The 16,793-nt window shown below is 58.1% G+C and carries 15 protein-coding genes; 7 read left to right on the forward strand and 8 right to left on the reverse strand.

From position 1 onward, the window contains the following. The first annotated feature begins 42 nt into the window (after positions 1-42). A complete protein-coding gene (locus QWJ10_RS17760) occupies positions 43-2,070 on the forward strand; it encodes a methyl-accepting chemotaxis protein (RefSeq protein WP_289928502.1) in 2,028 nt (675 codons plus the stop codon). Positions 2,071-2,121: 51 nt separating this feature from the next. Here QWJ10_RS17760 and QWJ10_RS17765 read toward each other — a convergent pair whose 3' ends face one another. The 8 genes from QWJ10_RS17765 to QWJ10_RS17800 form a co-directional block, all read right to left on the reverse strand. Further along, a complete protein-coding gene (locus tag QWJ10_RS17765; protein WP_010796040.1) occupies positions 2,122-3,096 on the reverse strand; it encodes a serine/threonine protein kinase in 975 nt (324 codons plus the stop codon). A 208-nt stretch (positions 3,097-3,304) separates the two neighbouring features. Then, positions 3,305-5,200, reverse strand: a complete 1,896-nt coding sequence (locus tag QWJ10_RS17770; RefSeq protein WP_289928506.1) for a PhoX family phosphatase — start codon at positions 5,198-5,200, stop codon at positions 3,305-3,307. Positions 5,201-5,338: 138 nt separating this feature from the next. Then, positions 5,339-7,291: a PhoX family phosphatase gene (locus QWJ10_RS17775; RefSeq protein ID WP_289928508.1), complete on the reverse strand. Its 1,953-nt coding sequence runs from the start codon at positions 7,289-7,291 to the stop codon at positions 5,339-5,341. Positions 7,292-7,553: 262 nt separating this feature from the next. Next, positions 7,554-8,255 (reverse strand): molybdate ABC transporter permease subunit, encoded by a 702-nt coding sequence (gene modB / locus QWJ10_RS17780; RefSeq protein WP_122041440.1) that lies wholly within the window; start codon positions 8,253-8,255, stop codon positions 7,554-7,556. Continuing rightward, positions 8,242-8,991: a molybdate ABC transporter substrate-binding protein gene (modA, locus tag QWJ10_RS17785; RefSeq protein ID WP_289928511.1), complete on the reverse strand. Its 750-nt coding sequence runs from the start codon at positions 8,989-8,991 to the stop codon at positions 8,242-8,244. The genes modB and modA overlap by 14 nt, the downstream gene beginning before the upstream one ends. Before the next feature lie 14 nt (positions 8,992-9,005). After that, complete coding sequence (locus QWJ10_RS17790) at positions 9,006-9,728, reverse strand: TOBE domain-containing protein (RefSeq protein WP_083397930.1); 723 nt, start codon at positions 9,726-9,728, stop codon at positions 9,006-9,008. 103 nt (positions 9,729-9,831) lie between these two features. Then, the gene (locus QWJ10_RS17795) at positions 9,832-10,566 is read right to left on the reverse strand and encodes a ComF family protein (RefSeq protein ID WP_289928518.1); all 735 of its coding nucleotides are present in this window, start codon (positions 10,564-10,566) and stop codon (positions 9,832-9,834) included. Positions 10,567-10,629: 63 nt separating this feature from the next. After that, entirely contained in the window at positions 10,630-10,923 is a 294-nt protein-coding gene (locus tag QWJ10_RS17800; RefSeq protein ID WP_010796033.1) for a hypothetical protein, read from the reverse strand. 275 nt (positions 10,924-11,198) lie between these two features. Between QWJ10_RS17800 and bioB the strand changes: the two genes are divergently transcribed. The 6 genes from bioB (at position 11,199) to QWJ10_RS17830 (ending at position 16,772) form a co-directional block, all read left to right on the forward strand. Further along, entirely contained in the window at positions 11,199-12,248 is a 1,050-nt protein-coding gene (gene bioB / locus QWJ10_RS17805) for a biotin synthase BioB (protein ID WP_122041444.1), read from the forward strand. A 2-nt stretch (positions 12,249-12,250) separates the two neighbouring features. Then, on the forward strand, positions 12,251-13,426 hold the full coding sequence (gene bioF, locus QWJ10_RS17810; protein ID WP_289928522.1) for an 8-amino-7-oxononanoate synthase: 1,176 nt from the start codon (positions 12,251-12,253) through the stop codon (positions 13,424-13,426). Next, on the forward strand, positions 13,419-14,144 hold the full coding sequence (locus QWJ10_RS17815; RefSeq protein WP_010796030.1) for an alpha/beta fold hydrolase: 726 nt from the start codon (positions 13,419-13,421) through the stop codon (positions 14,142-14,144). The genes bioF and QWJ10_RS17815 overlap by 8 nt, the downstream gene beginning before the upstream one ends. Next, positions 14,137-14,952 carry a malonyl-ACP O-methyltransferase BioC gene (gene bioC / locus QWJ10_RS17820; protein ID WP_289928528.1) on the forward strand — a complete coding sequence of 272 codons (816 nt, stop codon included), beginning with the start codon at positions 14,137-14,139 and terminating at the stop codon, positions 14,950-14,952. The genes QWJ10_RS17815 and bioC overlap by 8 nt, the downstream gene beginning before the upstream one ends. A 4-nt stretch (positions 14,953-14,956) precedes the next feature. Then, positions 14,957-15,637 (forward strand): dethiobiotin synthase, encoded by a 681-nt coding sequence (gene bioD / locus QWJ10_RS17825; RefSeq protein WP_197871372.1) that lies wholly within the window; start codon positions 14,957-14,959, stop codon positions 15,635-15,637. A gap of 367 nt (positions 15,638-16,004) precedes the next feature. Continuing rightward, positions 16,005-16,772, forward strand: coding sequence for a hypothetical protein (locus QWJ10_RS17830; RefSeq protein WP_289928530.1), 768 nt, complete (start codon positions 16,005-16,007; stop codon positions 16,770-16,772). Positions 16,773-16,793 lie beyond the last annotated feature (21 nt).

A 16,793-nucleotide genomic window follows, 5' to 3' on the forward strand; every position in this document is an offset into this window, starting at 1 on the left:
TGTCCGTCTGGCCAACCACTGTTGTATCAGGTAGCCCTTACGATGAATCTATTCTCCCGTTTTAAACCCGCTAGCGCCCAGTCTGGAGGTGTTCTCAGCGTGCTCAGCTCTTCTGGGAATATCCAGCAGGATCTGAGAGCACTTCGCTTTGAGCCGACCTACATCGCTGGGTTCGTATCTCCCCATGTTGATCTGGACCGTATAGCACGTGCGGTGGCGGAGCGTTTCCCGCAGGCTGCCATCACCTTGTGTACAACGTCCGGCGAGCTGTGCAGCCAGAATAGTCAGCTTTATTGCGCCACAGGTAACCAGTGGGATCGGATTGTGCTGCAGATGTTTGATGCCAGCATCATCGCCTCGGCCGAAACCGTTTATGTGCCGTTGGAAAGCCAGGACATCCGCGCCCGAGGGCCACGTATGTCCATGCAGCAGCGAATCGCCAAGCTGATCGAGTCGATTAAGCGGCTGCGTGTCAACACGACTATCGACCATCGCGATACCTTGGCCTACGTCACGTTTGACGGCCTGTCGGCATCCGAATCGTTCTTCATGGAAGCCCTTTACGAGTCGGGCCGTTTTCCCTGCCTGTTCGTGGGCGGCTCTGCTGGTGGCAAGACCGACTTCGTTAAAACCTTGATCCATGACGGCAAGCGCAGCTACGAAAACCACGTACAGATCGTATTTCTGAAATGCGCCCGTAATGCCCGCTTCGGTGTGTTCAAAAGCCAGAACTTCGAGCCGACATCAGTTAGCCTGAGCGTGCTCACCGCGTCGCTGGAAGAGCGCTACATCAGTCAGGTGATCGACTCCAAGGGCAATATCCGCTCGATGGTGGCCGCCCTGTGCGAATCGCTGAACTGCGAGCCCAAGGACCTGGAAAAGCGTCTGGCCAATTACTCGTTTGCTATTCGTGTGGGTGAGGAGCTGTTTGTTCGCTCCATTGCCCAGATCGATTATGACAAGGAGCGTATCCACCTTTTCTGTGACGTGGCGCCGGGTGAAGAGCTGGTGATGGTCAAGCGTACGCCTATTCTTGAGGCCACCCGTAAAGACCTTCAGCGCTTTCTGCAAGGCAAGTCCGGCAAACCGGTAGGCGGGCTACTCAACGACTGCATTCTGCGTCGCCTGAACAATGGCAACGATCTGAGCCGCATGAACGAAGCATTCGATGATATTCCTGTGGTGGGCTTTTCTACCTTTGGCGAGATCCTGGGCCTCAACCTGAACCAGACGCTGACCGCGGTATTTTTCTTCCGTACCCCGGAAGGCGCGCCGTTCCGCGATGAGTACATCGACAACTTCACCGCGCATTACGGCGAATTCAAGGCGTTCTTCCTGCGTCGGCAGATCAAGAAGCTGGCGGGCTTGAGCCAGGTTGTGGTCAAGCAGATCGATGAATTCAAGCGCAAGAACTTTGCCAGCTACATCGACAGCAACGGCCTGGATGACCACATCAAACCGGTTTTCCGTGGTCTTGAAGATTTGGGTGCAGTGTTGCATCAGGCGGATCAGAACCAGGAGCAAATTGCTCAGCAGTTAAATCACTATGCCGGTGAATTGCACGTATCGATGGATGATCTTAGCTCAACCATCAATCAGCAGGGCAGCGTGATCGATCAGGCGGGTGGCACCGTCAAGAGTCTGTCCAATCAGGCGGAAAGTGTAGTACGCAGTGCTAATGACTTGGCGCAATCGAGCCTGAGGATCCAGTCCATTGTGCAGATGATTCAGCAGATCGCCGGGCAGACCAACCTGCTGGCACTCAACGCTGCCATCGAGGCTGCTCGTGCGGGTGAGCAGGGGCGTGGGTTTGCTGTAGTAGCAGACGAGGTACGCAAGCTGGCGGAAAAGACTCAGCAGAACGCTGGCGAAATCGGCACGGATATCGACAAGCTGGCTGAGGAAATCCGTCAGGTTGCACAGCAGATCGAAGTACAGTCTCAGGATGTAAATGCCCTGACTGAACTGTTGGGTGCGCTGGAAGGCTCCAGCAGCGCAACAGCAAGCACTTCACGGCGGACCAAGGATGTCGCCGATACGCTGATCGGCTTGACCCGTAACGGTCATTAAGGCTGAACACCAGGGCCGCCCGGTTTGTGGCGGCCCTGGTGTCTTTAGGGATCAAAACAGCCGCAGCGGTTCTTCATCAAGCGCTGACAGTTGCTCGCGCAACATCAGAACCTGGTCGCCCCAATAGCGCTCGGTCCCGAAAAAGGAAAAGCTCTTCGGGAAGGCCGGATCATCCCAGCGGCGGGCCAGCCAGGCGCTGTATTGCAACAGACGCAGGGAGCGCAGCCCCTCGATCAACGCCAGTTCACGGGGTGCAAAGTCATGGAACTCCTGATACCCGTCCATCAACTCGGAAAGCTGCGACAGGCGCTCCTGCCGATCCCCGGCCAGCATCATCCACAGGTCCTGCACCGCCGGTGCCATGCGGCAGTCATCGAGATCTACCATGTGGAAGGTCTCGTCACGGTAGAGCAGGTTGCCCGGATGGCAATCTCCATGGACGCGGATGGTGGTGTAGTTGACCGAGTTGAAGAGCGTATCCAGTTTCTTGATCAGGTCACGTGCCACGGATTCATACGCAGGCAGCAAACTTTTGGGAATGAAGCCGCCGCTCAGCAGCGTATCCAGCGAGGCATGACCAAAGCTCTGTACATCAAGCGTCTCGCGGTGCTCGAACGGGCGACTGGCGCCGATGGCATGCAGGCGACCCAGGAGCTGACCCAGGCGGTACAGCTGCTCAAGGTTACCAGGCTCGGGCGCCCGGCCGCCGCGGCGGGGAAACAGGGCAAAGCGAAAGCCGGCGTGCTCGAACAGGGTTTCACCATCACGCGACAAGGGCGCCACGACAGGTACTTCATGCTCCACCAGCTCAAAAGAGAAGGTGTGCTCCTCGCGAATCGCGGCATCCGTCCAACGCTGTGGGCGGTAGAACTTGGCAATCAAGGGCTGTTCGTCTTCGATGCCCACCTGATAAACCCGGTTTTCATAACTGTTAAGCGCCAAGATACGCGCATCGCTGAGATAGCCGAGGCTTTCCACGGCGTCGATCACCACGTCAGGGCTGAGTGTATCGAACGGGTGTGACATGGATATCCTCCTACAACGCATCTGGAAGCGGCCATATGCCGGTTCTGAATCGGAATGCTAGCAGGTTGGATGCCTGGGCGTGACGAAGGTGCGATGCCACGCGCGCTGGAACGCCTGACGGTGCAGAGAAAAAAGACCCTGGTACAGCGAGCGTCGTGCTACGCGGATACTGCCTCAAGGGCCGTATCCGCGTATTAGAGCCTTGTCATCAGGCGCCGATCACGCCACCGTCATCGCGAGTGATGACCATGACGGAGGAACGTGGCCGACCGTCGGGCAGGTGTTCCGGAAAGGTCGAGCCGCCTTCTTCGCCAGGGTGCTGAATATTGACGAACAGGCTGCGCTGATCCGGTGAGAAGGTAATGCCGGTGACCTCGCAACCGATCGGACCCACCATGAAACGGCGGATTTCGCCGGTATTCGGGTCGGCGCACAGCATCTGGTTATTGCCCATGCCAGCGAAATCACCCTTGTTGCTGTAATCCCCGTCGGTCAGGATCCACAGGCGACCGGCATCATCAAACCCGAGGCCGTCGGGACTGTTGAACATGTTGTGGGCGTTGATGTTGTGCGAGCCGCCGTTGGCAGTCTCCTTGTGCACCTCAGGATTGCCGGCAATGACAAACAGGTCCCACTCAAAGGCCATGGCAGCGGCATCATTGCCGTGCTCGCTCCAGCGCAGGATCTGACCATAGATGTTGTTGGCGCGAGGGTTTGGCCCGCCTACGGGCTGGCCTTCGCTGCCGCGCTTGCTGTTGTTGGTCAACGTGCAATACACCTGACCATCCTTGGGACTGACGGCAATCCACTCGGGGCGGTCCATGCGCGTCGCACCTACCTGGGTTCCGGCCAGGCGGGCATGGATGAGCACTTCGGCCTGATTATTGAAGCCGTTCTCGGTGGTCAGACCGTTCTTGCCATGGGTCAGCTCGATCCACTGGCCACGTCCCTTGGGATGATCGGGATTGCCGTCACCGTCATCAAATTTCGCCACGTACAGTGTGCCGTGGTCCAGCAGCTCGCGGTTGGCCTTGGGGTTGGCGGCATCATAGCGATCGCGGCTGATGAACTTGTAGATGAATTCGCCACGTTCGTCGTCGCCCATGTACACCACGACATGGTTGTCCGCAGTGAGGGCAAGCGCAGCGTTCTCATGTTTGAAACGACCCAGCGCGGTGCGCTTGACGGGTTCTGACTTGGGATCGAACGGATCGATCTCGACTACCCAGCCGTGCCGGTTCAGCTCGTTAGGGTTCTTGGCCATGTCAAAGCGCGGATTGTATTTGTGCCAGTCGTTGCCCTTGCTTTCGACCGTCACGCCATAACGTTTCTGGGCAGCGTCGAATTTGATTGTTGCATCAGTACTGCCAAAGCAATCCGTAAAATTCTCTTCGCAGGTCAGGTAGGTGCCCCAGGGCGTCTTGCCGTTCGCACAGTTCTGGAAGGTGCCCAGTACATGCGTGCCGCTTGAATCGGCTTCGGTCTTAAGCAGGTCATGTCCAGCCGCTGGGCCGCTGAATCGGATCGGCGCATTGCCGTGGATACGACGGTTGAACTCGGAATCACGTGCAAAATGCCATTGTCCGTCAATACGGCGCACCTCGATAACCGAGACCCCCTCAGCTGCCAAGGCCTTGTGCACGTCCTTGGCCGATTGAGGCACCTTGCCTTGGGCCAGCAGGTAGCGGTAGTTGGTGTATTCGTTATTGATGGCCATGAGCGCCCGGTTCGGATCGTTCGGGAACGGAAAAAAGCTCATGCCGTCGTTGTTGTCGCCAAACTGGCGCTCCTGGGCTTCTGCTGTGCCGGTGCCGTCATGCTTGAAAGCCGGTACATCGGAAAACAGTGGTTCACCCCAGCTGATAAGTACCGACGCCCTATAACCCGGCGGGACGATCACGGTATCGGCTGTGGAAATCGGAATGCTTTCAAAGCCCAGCAGGGCACTGCCGGTGGCTTGCGACACGCTTTGTGCCAGTACGCTCCGCGGAATGAGCTGGCCGCCAAGAAATAGGGCAGCACCGCACAGAGCACCAGCTCCAATGAAGCGGCGACGGGTCAGGCCGGCCAGACGTTCCAGATCGGTAGGGGTATCGGGATGCATAACAGACTCCTTGTATGCGATGGCGCGACGCTAGCGCGCTTGTATGACGAAATCATGTCAATGCATGTGCCAGTGATCATCAATCAACAGGCATAAAAAAACCGGCAGGGTTAGCTGCCGGTTTTATGCGGGGAGATGTTATTCCCCAATGATCCCGCCGTCCTTACGAGTAATGGCAATGACGGTGGAGCGAGGACGCCCGTTAGGCAGATAGTCCGGGAAGCCGCCGGTGGGATGTTGGAAGCCGACAAACATCGTCCGATAGTCCGGCGCAAAGGACAGGCCTGTGACCTCACACCCAGTCGGCCCTACCAGGAAACGGCGGATCTCACCGGTGTTCGGGTCGGCGCACAGCATCTGGTTGTTACCCATGCCGGCATAATCACCTTCGTTGCTGTCTTCACCATCGGTCTGAATCCACAAACGACCGGCTTCGTCAAAGCCCAGGCCGTCGGGGCTGTTGAACATATTGTCGGCGTTGATGTTTTCCGAACCATCGTATGGATCTTCCGGATGCACAACCGGGTTGCCCGCCACGATGAACAGATCCCAGTCAAAGGTCAGTGCGGCCGGGTTTGGCTCTTCCCAACGCAGGATCTGGCCGTAGATGTTATTGGCGCGCGGGTTCGGCCCGTTGACCGGCATATCGGCGCTGCCACGCTTGCTGTTGTTGGTCAGGGTGCAGAAGACCTGTCCATTGATGGGACTCACCGCGATCCACTCTGGACGGTCCATGCGGGTAGCGCCGACTTGCGAGCCTGCCAGACGAGCATGGATCAGGACTTCGGCCTGGCTGTTGAAGCCGTTGGCCTTGGTCAGGCCGTTCTTGCCATAGGTCAGCTCGATCCACTGGCCGCGGCCTTTGGGATGATTCACATCACCATCGCCATCATCGAACTTGGCGACGTACAGCGTACCGTGGTCGAGGATGTCACGGTTCGCCAGAGGCGTGTTTGGGTTGTAACGACGGTCGCTGACAAACTTGTAGATGAACTCGCCACGCTCGTCATCGCCCATGTACACCACGACACGGCCATCCTGGGTCGTGGTTACGGCAGCGTTTTCATGCTTGAAGCGGCCCAGCGCGGTACGCTTGACCGGTGTGGAGTCCGGGTTGAACGGGTCGATCTCCACGATCCAGCCAAAGTGGTTGGCTTCATTCGGATGCTTGGCGAGATCGAAGCGCTCGTTATAGGGGTACCAGTTGTTATCACTATTGGCCGACAAGCCGTAACGCTTCTGAGCGGCGTTGAGCTTGATGCTCTTGTCGGTGCTGCCAAAGCAGCCATTGAAGTTTTCTTCACACGTCAGGTAAGTGCCCCATGGCGTCTGCCCGCTGGAGCAGTTCTGGAAGGTGCCACGGGCACGTTTGCCACTCAGCTCGATGGAGGTGCGCAGCAGGTCATGGCCGGCAGCCGGACCCTTGATGTCCATCATCACGTTGCCATGCACGCGACGGTTGTAACGGGAGTCGCGCTTGAAGACCCAACGGCCCGCGCGACGGCGAACTTCGATCACCGAGACGCCTTCTGCAGCCAGCGCCTTGCGTACATCGTCCGGGGAGGACGGTTGACGGCCATCGGAGAACAGATACTCGTAGTTGGTGTATTCGTTGTTAATGGCGATCAGGGCGCGATCAGGGTCAATCCGGCCGAACTTGTTGTAGAACGGGAAGAAGCACATGCCATCGTTGTTATCCCCGAACTGCAGCTCCTGGTCTTCGGAGGTGTTCGTACCGTCATGCTTGAAGTCCGGTACGTTGGAAAACAGCGGCTCGCCCCAGCTGATCAGCGTACGGAACTCATAGCCGGGCGGCAGAATGACCTGGTCAGCCGTTGAAGCTGGCACGTTCTTGAAGCCCAACAGCGGACGTGAAGGACGTCCAGCGCTGCCCCAGCGAGCCGCTTCTGATACCTGACCCGCCAGTGCGTTGTTAGACAGCAGGTTGCCGCCCAGGAAGAAGGCCGCGCCACATAGCGCACCGGCACCAATAAAGCTGCGGCGCTTCAGATTGACGATGCGTTCCAGATCAGTAGGGGTATCGTCATCAAGCAGATCACTATTCAGGTGTTGTTCGTTTTGCAGGCTCATCAAGGCGCTCCTCACAGGATGTGGCAGGCGCAAAACCCCAGGCGAGAGCGAGTACAACGAACCCCGCAGACCTTGTTTTGAAATAATCAGGCTGCCGGCTCACGTCGCGTCGTCGAAACAGGTTTCGTGGCTGGTTTGGACAGTCGTGGCGAAGGTAGTGAGGCATTGTGACGGCGGTGTTGCAGGTTACATTTGGTAACAAATGCTGCCCTGTCGGTTCGGGAACGTTTCGTGTCAGAAGCGATTCGGCCGCCAGCCGCGATTAGCGGCGGCTGGTGACGCGCAGGGCCGAATAAGACCGTGTATCGCCATTGCCGTAGACGAACAGCAGGATCAGGAACGACAGCACCAGAAGAAAGCCGGCCAGCCGGTGGGCCTCGGCATAATGAAGGGCTTCCACGTGCTGGAAGATGGCGATGGAAACCACCTGGGTCTGCCCCGGAATACTACCGCCCAGCATGAGCACCACGCCAAATTCGCCCAGGGTATGGGCGAATGCAAGGCTTGCAGCCACCAGCAGGCCGCGCTTGAGCAAGGGCAGGGTAACGCGAAAGAAGCGCTCGATACGGCCGCATCCCAACGTTGCTGCGGCCTCGAACAGGCGTGGATTCAGCTCGCGGAAGGCAACCGTAAGAGGCTGCACCACGAAGGGGATCGAGTAAATCATGGACCCCATGACCAGGCCCGCAAAGCTGAAGGGCAGCGGGTGACCGAACACTGTTTCCCAGGCGCTGCCCAGCATCGAGTCTGGCGCAAACACCACCAGCAGGTAAAAGCCCAGCACGGTGGGTGGGAGCACCAGGGGGAGTGCGATCACGGCATCCAGGATCTGGCGCAGGCGGGTCTGCTTACGGACTCGCCAGGCTGCCAACGGCAGACCGATCAGCAGAAGCAGGGCCGTGGATAGCACAGCCAGCTTGAGCGTCAGCGCCAGGGCCTGCCAGTCTCCTTCACTGAGCAGCACAGCCCGTCTCGCCTGGAAGAGAATAACCTGCCTGGTGCAACGTCTCTTTCTGGTTATCGAAGAACGCCACGAAGCGCTTGGCGGCGTCGAGTTGCTCGCCTTTCGCCAGGATGACGCGCTTTTGCGTCAGAGGATCGTACAGCGTGGCATCGACAATCGTGTATTGCGCGGGCGGCACATTCCCCGCTTTGACCTGACTGAGAGCTACAAAGCCAGCGGGTGAATTGCCGGTTTTGACGAAGTTGTAGGTTTGTCCAATGTCCTGTCCATACGCCAGGCGCGGCTTGACGGTTTCCAGTACACCGCTGCGGTCCAGCGCCTGCAGGGCTGCGGCGCCATAAGGTGCCGTATCGGGATTCGCCAGCACTACACGCTTGAACGGCAGATTGTGAATATCGGGCTTGCCGCTGGTTTGCCAGAGCGCCAGCTGACCGCACGCATAAGTCCGGCTTTCGGTGCCCTTACCGGCATCTGCCAGTTTGTCCGGGCGGATCGTGTCCGCCGAGTAGAACAGGTCGAACGGTGCGCCACGCTGGATCTGCTCGAAAAATGCACCACTGGAGCCGCCAGCCAGTTCCACCTTGGCGCCGGTCTGCTTTTCGTAATCGTTGGCGATGGTCTGCATAACAGGCAGCAGATTGGCCGCCACAGCAATGCGCAGGTGATCAGCTGCTTGAGCAGTGGCGCCGGTAAAGAGCGTGGCAAGCGCCGCGGCAGCCAAAAGCCGTTTGTTCATCAAGGATTCCTTCTTCACAGGGGCGCCCCCAGCAAGACCTGGTCGGGTTCAAAGCAGGCGAACACGGTCTGACCGGGAGCAGGAGACAACTCGGCTTCTGCTGGCAGCAGCACGCAGAGCGTTTGCCCATTGGGCAGGCTCAGGCGAATGTCGGCAGGTCCGGAGGGGGCGGGGGTAACGGTGTCGACCCGGCCTTCAAGTGCGTTGGCCGCATCCACAGGAGCGTGTTCATGGAGGCTTAGCCACGATGCTTTGATCAGCACGATAACGCTGCGACCCGGTGCAAGGCCCAATCGCTCGGTGCTTTCACGGGTGATTTGTGCCAGCACCTGAAGGCCACCGGGCAGCCGGATCGTGATCAGATCGCTGTGCCCTTTGGGTTCTACAGCAACAACCTCCCCATGCAGCTGATTCCGCGCGCTGGTTTGCAGCATCAACCGCTCCAGTCGCTCCAGGTCCTCGACGTGTTCAGCGCTTTCGATCACCTTTTCGCGAAGTGCTTCAAGGCGGTGATACAAGGCCAGCAACCGTGCGCCTTCCTGGGTCAGGCGCGCGCCGCCTCCGCCCTTGCCGCCGACACTACGCTCGACGAGGGGTTGGCCGGCAAGGTTGTTGAGTTCATCGATGGCATCCCAGGCGGCCTTGTAGCTCAGCCCTGCAGCCTTGGCAGCCTTTGTAATGGAGCCCTGGGCGGCGACCTGCTCCAGCAGCGCAAACCGCTGGGGACGGCGGGTCATGTGATGAGTCAGGTGACTGAGCATAGGTCGGAGTATAAAAAAGTATATAACGATAGATCAGTGTACGAGCCGGCCCGTTCCCATGGCAAGGTGAAAAGAGCGTTTAGTCGCCAGGCCTGGGCGTGCGAGCCAAGCAGTACACATCGACACGCAGGGCGCCTGCACGCTTGAGCAGGCTGGCAAGGGCCTCGGCAGTTGCACCGGTGGTCAGGACGTCATCGATGAGCGCTAACGAGCGACCGCGTACGGCCTTGGCAGTGGTGAGGGCAAAGGCGTTGCGCAGGTTCTTGTGACGCTGGGCGGCATCCAGGCCTTGTTGCGCCGGGGTTTCCAGCACTCGTTGAATGACATCGTCTGCTACAGACAGCGTGAGCGACTTTCCTAGCCAGCGCGCCAGCATGGCAGCCTGATTGTAGCCACGCTCGCGTTGGCGCTTCTGCGCCATCGGGACAGGAAGCAGAAGGTCAGGCCGAGGCAATCCCTCGTCAAAGGCATGCATCAAATGGCGAGCCTGCAGATCCGCCATCAGTCGCCCCAGCGGCCACTGCTTTTGATGCTTGAACCGATTGATGGCGCTACCAATGGGGAATCCGTAACGCCAGAGCGCTACGACATGATCAAAAGACGGAGGCCTTTTCAGGCACGCCCCGCAGATTAGCCCCTCGTCAGGCAGCGGAATCGCACAATGAAGGCAATGCCCCATGAGCCAGGGCAGGTCAGTCTCGCAGCCAAGGCATAGCGGCAGGCTGGACTCTACACCTGAGCCGCAGAACCCGCAGTTCGTGTGAGGTTTAAGCCAGACAGGACGGTAAGCAAGCAGGGTAGTCAGGCGATTCATAGGCATCCTTGCCAGTGTCGATCAATTGGGATCAGGCACGCCGCTCCTTGGCGTGCAAGAGGCTCAGCGAATCAGCCAGCTCATGACCATCAGGCCCAATACCAGCCAGATGATGCCGCCAATGATGGAGCGGCGCATGAAAGCACGAACCGCGGCATAGAGCAGGATCAGTCCGACGATCAGCACCACGAAGCTGATGTAGGAGTCATCCATGCCGATGGCGCGAGCCATGCCTTGTAGGAAGTCATGGACGGCATCGCCAATCCCGTTGAGTACGGTGCTGAACAGATCGATGATGAAGCGGATGACCTGACCCAGGGCTTGGCCAAGCCAGTCGAAGAACCCTTCTGTACGCATGTTTCTTTCCTTGTCCTCATGTTGTCGCTTGGAACCTGTAAATGCCGTTGGGTTCGTTGCCAGCGATGGGTTCAATCAAGCGAGCGATCCTGCTCACAGTTTCATACTCTGCCGTAGTCTCTCTCTTATTGAAGGGGCCAGTCATCAAAAAACCTTAAATAAACAGGGCCATTGATTGTTTTTTGATCAGATGTAAACCTTCGTATCGAATAAAGTTGACGGCAATTATTCGTGTGCTGCCTGAGCAGCCGTCTTTTATACCGAAGGATTGAGCCATGAGCGCTACCGCTACGCGTCACGACTGGACCCTTGCCGATGTCCGCGCCCTGTTTGAACTGCCGTTCAATGACCTGCTGTTCCAGGCACAGACGGTTCACCGTCAGCATTTCGACCCCAACCGCGTTCAGGTCTCGACGTTGCTTTCCATCAAGACCGGTGCCTGCCCTGAGGACTGTAAATATTGCCCTCAGTCCGGCCACTACAACACGGGTCTTGAAAAAGAAAAGCTGATGGAAGTGGAGAAGGTGCTCAAGGCGGCTGCCGAGGCCAAGGCTATCGGGTCGACCCGCTTCTGCATGGGCGCGGCGTGGAAGCATCCGTCCGCCAAGGACATGCCCTACGTGCTGCAGATGGTCAAGGGTGTAAAGGCCCTGGGCCTGGAAACCTGCATGACATTGGGCAAGCTCGACCGTGACCAGACCCAGGCCCTGGCTGAAGCCGGACTGGACTACTACAACCACAACCTGGACACCTCGCCGGAATACTACGGCAACATCATTACGACGCGTACCTATGCAGACCGTCTGGAAACGCTGTCCTATGTGCGTGATGCGGGCATGAAGATCTGCTCCGGTGGCATTCTGGGCATGGGTGAGTCCGTGGATGACCGTGCCGGCCTGCTAATCCAACTGGCCAACCTGCCAGAGCATCCAGAGTCCGTCCCGATCAATATGTTGGTCAAGGTGAAGGGCACCCCGCTGGAGCAGGAGAAGGACGTCGATCCGTTCGACTTCATCCGTACCCTTGCTGTTGCCCGGATCATGATGCCCAAGTCCCATGTGCGCCTGTCTGCTGGTCGTGAGCAGATGAACGAGCAGATGCAATCCCTGGCCTTCTTTGCCGGTGCGAACTCCATCTTCTACGGCGAGAAGCTGCTGACGACCACCAACCCGCAGGCCGAGAAGGACATGCTCCTGTTCAAGCGTCTGGGCATCAAGCCGGAAGAGCGCGAAGAGCACGATGATGAAGTGCATCAGGCCGCGATTGAGCAGGCCCTGATCGAGCAGAAGAATTCTGCACTGTTCTACGACGCTGCTTCTGCCTGATCATGCCGTTCGACCTGGCCAGACGCCTCGCCGAGCGCCGCGAGCAAGCGCTGTACCGTCACCGACCGCTGCTGGAAGGCCCGCAAGGACCTGAAGTAGTGGTCGACGGACAGCCGCTCCTGGCGTTCTGCAACAACGACTACCTTGGCCTCGCCAATCATCCGGACGTCATCGCGGCACTGCAAAAGGGTGCCGAGCGTTGGGGCGTAGGCGGGGGCGCTTCGCATCTGGTGATCGGCCATAGCGGCCCCCATCATGCCTTGGAAGAGGCGCTGGCTGAGTTTACCGGGCGCCCTCGGGCACTGCTGTTCTCCACGGGCTACATGGCCAACCTTGCGGCCGTGACAGCCCTGGTTGGCCGAGGTGATACGGTCCTTGAGGACCGGCTCAACCATGCCTCTCTGCTGGATGCAGGACTGCTGTCCGGCGCGCGCTTCTCCCGCTATCTGCATAACGATGCGGCAAGCTTGGCCAGCCGGCTCGACAAGGCTGAAGGTAATACGCTGGTCTTAACGGACGGTGTATTCAGCATGGACGGTAATGTGGCCGACCTGCCGGCCCTGGTTGAAGTGACACGTAACCGGGGCGCCTGGCTGATGGTCGATGACGCCCACGGCTTTGGCCCGTTGGGCAGGCAGGGAGGCGGCGTAGCTGAGTATTTCGGACTGGGCATGGATGAGGTTCCGGTACTGGTCGGTACGCTGGGCAAGGCTTTTGGTACTGCAGGCGCCTTTGTAGCAGGCAGCGATGAGCTGATCGAAACCTTGATCCAGTTCGCACGTCCTTACATTTATACCACCAGCCAGCCGCCAGCAGTGGCCTGCGCCACCTTGAAGGCACTAGAGCTGCTCCAGGCAGAGTCCTGGCGGCGCGAGCATTTGAATGCACTGATCCAGCGATTCCGCTCTGGTGCGCAGGTTATCGGCCTTTCGCTGATGGACAGCTTTACCCCGATCCAACCGATCCTGGTCGGCAGTAGCGAGCAGGCATTGGCTTTTTCGGCTGCCCTGAAACGCCATGGAATTCTCGTCACGGCGATCCGTCCCCCTACGGTTCCGAACAATAGTGCCCGGTTGCGGGTTACTCTGTCGGCCGCACACAGCGAGCAGCACGTCGATCGTCTGCTCGCCGCACTTGCCGAAGCTTGGTCGGAATTGAAAGGAACGGAACATGCGTGACACTTTAGTGCTGCTGCCCGGGTGGGGTCTGGGCACGGCCCCCTTGGAGCCGCTGCGTGATGAGCTCCTCGAAATAGCACCATATCTGGATGTACTGATCGAACCCTTGCCGGACATGGCCGATGCCAGTGGCTGGTTCGATGATATTGACGCCCGGCTGCCGGATAACGTCTGGCTGGGTGGCTGGTCATTGGGTGGCATGATCGCCAGTGAGCTTACCCGGCGGCGGGGCGACCGTACCCTGGGGTTGATCACTATGGCCAGCAATCCCTGCTTTGTTGCCCGTCATGGTTGGCAAAGCGCAATGTCACGCAGTGTCTTCACCGATTTTTACGAGGCCTGCACGCTCGATGCGGAGCTGACGCTCAAACGCTTTACCCATCTGGTCAGCCAGGGGGCTCGGGACCGCAAGACGCTTGCGCGCCTGCTGCAGGTGGCCTTGCCGGAGACGTCTGGTGAAGTCGCAGTGGCCGGGCTTGAGCTGCTGGCGCAACTGGACACACGCGAGGCGCTTCAGGCGTATAGCGGTCCGCAACTTCACCTGTTTGCGTCAAACGATGCACTGGTACCGGTATCGGCTGCGCAAGCCTTGATGGATGAGATACCCGACATCGAAGTTCATGTCTTCGAGCCGGCCAGCCATGGCCTGCCGCTGGAGCGTCCGGACGAGATTGCCGCAGCGATTGAACGTTTCATTTATGAGGGCCGTGATGGCTGATGCTTTACCTGTAACCATGCAGGAGGGCGCCTCCTTGCCGGATAAAAGGCAAGTGGCGGCTTCGTTCTCCCGGGCGGCGGCCAGCTATGACGGCGTTGCCAGCCTGCAACGTGATGTCGGCGAAGCGCTTCTGGCGCGTATGCCCGAGCAGGCTGTAGAGCGCTGGGTCGACTTGGGCTGCGGTACAGGCTACTTCACCCGGGCGCTAGCGGCCCGTTATCCCGACGCGCAAGGTATCGCCGTTGACCTGGCGGAAGGCATGCTGCGCCATGCACGTCCACTCGGCGGGGCCGAGCACTTTGTGGCGGGTGATGCCGAACGGCTGCCGCTCAAGGACCAGGCGTGCGATCTGCTGTTTACCAGCCTTGCCATTCAATGGTGTGGCGACCTTTCGGCGGTATTATCCGAGGCCCAGCGTATCCTGCGGCCCGGTGGGCTGTTTGCATTCACCAGCCTGTGTACCGGTACACTGCAGGAGTTGCGGGACAGCTGGCAGGCAGTGGATGGTTTCGTTCACGTTAACCGTTTCCGCCAGTTTGAAGACTATCAGCGGGTCTGTGCGGCCAGTGGACTCAAGCAGAAGGTGCTGGACGTCGAAACACGCGTTCTGCATTTTCCGGATGTCCGCAGCCTGACCCATGAACTCAAGGCGCTCGGCGCCCATAACGTAAACCCTGGCCGCGCTACTGGCTTGACCGGACGCGCCCGCCTGAATGCCCTGGCGCAAGCGTATGAGCGCTTCCGCCAGCCCCAAGGTCTCCCGGCCTGCTATCGCGTGGTTTACGGCATTTTCCAGAAAGAACCCTGATCTTATGTCTGCTTACTTCATTACCGGCACCGATACCGAAATCGGCAAGACCACCATTGCTTCCGGCCTGCTGCATGTAGCCCGCCTTGCGGGGCTTTCCACGGCAGCGGTCAAACCTGTGGCTTCTGGTTGCGAGATGACGCCCGAGGGGCTGCGTAACAGCGACGCGTTGTCGCTCTGGGGCGAGTGTTCGTTGCCGTTGAGTTACGCCGAGGTCAATCCGCTGGCCTTTGCGCCTGCTATTGCTCCACATCTGGCGGCCCGTGAGGTAGGGACATCCTTGACAGTCGACGCCCTGGTCGTGCCCATTCAGGCCATGCGGGCCAAACAGGCCGACTTCATGCTGGTCGAAGGCGCGGGTGGCTGGCGCGTACCGCTGGAAGGGGAGGCGAACCTGTCAGATGTAGCCAGGGCCGTTGGTTTTCCCGTCATCCTGGTGGTGGGTGTACGGTTGGGCTGCATCAACCACGCGGTGCTGACTGCTGAAGCCATTGCACAGGATGGGCTCAACCTGGCCGGCTGGGTTGCCAATATTGTCGATCCGCAGACATCACGCCTGGAGGATAACCTCGCCACGCTTCATGAGCGCCTGCCTGCACCTTGCCTGGGCACTGTTCCTTATCTGGCTGAAGCCACGCCAGCGACCGTTGCGGATTATCTGGATTTAAGCCAATTGGCGCGTTAATGCGCCTTTGGTATCTGACTGCTCGTGATAAGGCACTTTAATATCAGAATAGACGTTATTTATTACAAAGTTTTTCAGCGATTACTTTAATTTTGCGCAGCTTTTTCCGGCTTCGCATATAGTCCATTTGCCTCGATTGATCTCTTTCCCGCCTCACTAAAAGAGATGTTCTCGTCGCGGTTATGAGTGCTTTCCGTTTATTCGCTATGCCTGTCAATCACTTCTTAATGATTGATTGCGGCATGGCGCGTGACTGTATGCCTTTAATATTTATTGCTACACAACTTACCGGTAGTTGCTCATGGTGTTCAGACGTTGGTGGTAGTTCCAGTTTTATAACAATATCAAGAATGGAAAAGGATTTTGTATGCCTGTCTTCAAGCGTATTGATGCTCAAGACGTTTCTCGGCTGGTGCTCGACATCGAGAGGCAAGGCTATGCCGTTATTGAACACTTTCTTTCAGCGGAACAACTTGAAAGTGCACGTGACTATGTTCTGCGGGAAACTCACAAACATAACTCCGAATATTTTGCGCTACATGGCATAAAGTCGGTAACCGGCAGTCTTTTCGAGGCGCTGAGCACCTCGGTGAGGTTCAGGAAAATGCTGGCGGATATTCAGGAAGCCGGTCTGGGCAGGCGGGTACCGGAAGAGGAAGAGATCTTTCCGGCCGTGCGTTGCCTGCAAGGTAAAACCGGTCTTAAAGAGTCCAACTATTTTCATTATGACGCCACGGCATTAACGGCGCTTGTGCCTGTTTTCATTCCAAATGATACTGACCAGTGTGGCGATTTTATTATGTTTCCCAATACTCGCCGTATTAGGAGCAGTGTGGCCATCAATATTATCGAGAAAGCACTTATTCAAAATCCATTAAGTCAGAAGTTCATGGCATTATTGATCAAGTACAACCTGCTAAAGCCCATCAAAATAAAACTTGTTCCTGGCAATCTTTATATCTTCTGGGGATATAGAAGCATACATGCCAATGAGCCTTGTGATCCTAATACACTGCGCGCAACGGTCCTGCTGCATTATGGTGACCCACACAGTCACCAGTGGATGTCCAGGCTTTTCCTCGGCGCCAACCAGAGGCGGGCGCGCAAGATTAATAAGAAGGCGTTGCCCGGCTGATACCGCTCCCCTGGTTATTCG

Origin of the sequence: Pseudomonas sp. WAC2, assembly GCF_030403525.1 — a bacterium.
Classification (GTDB): domain Bacteria; phylum Pseudomonadota; class Gammaproteobacteria; order Pseudomonadales; family Pseudomonadaceae; genus Chryseomonas; species Chryseomonas luteola.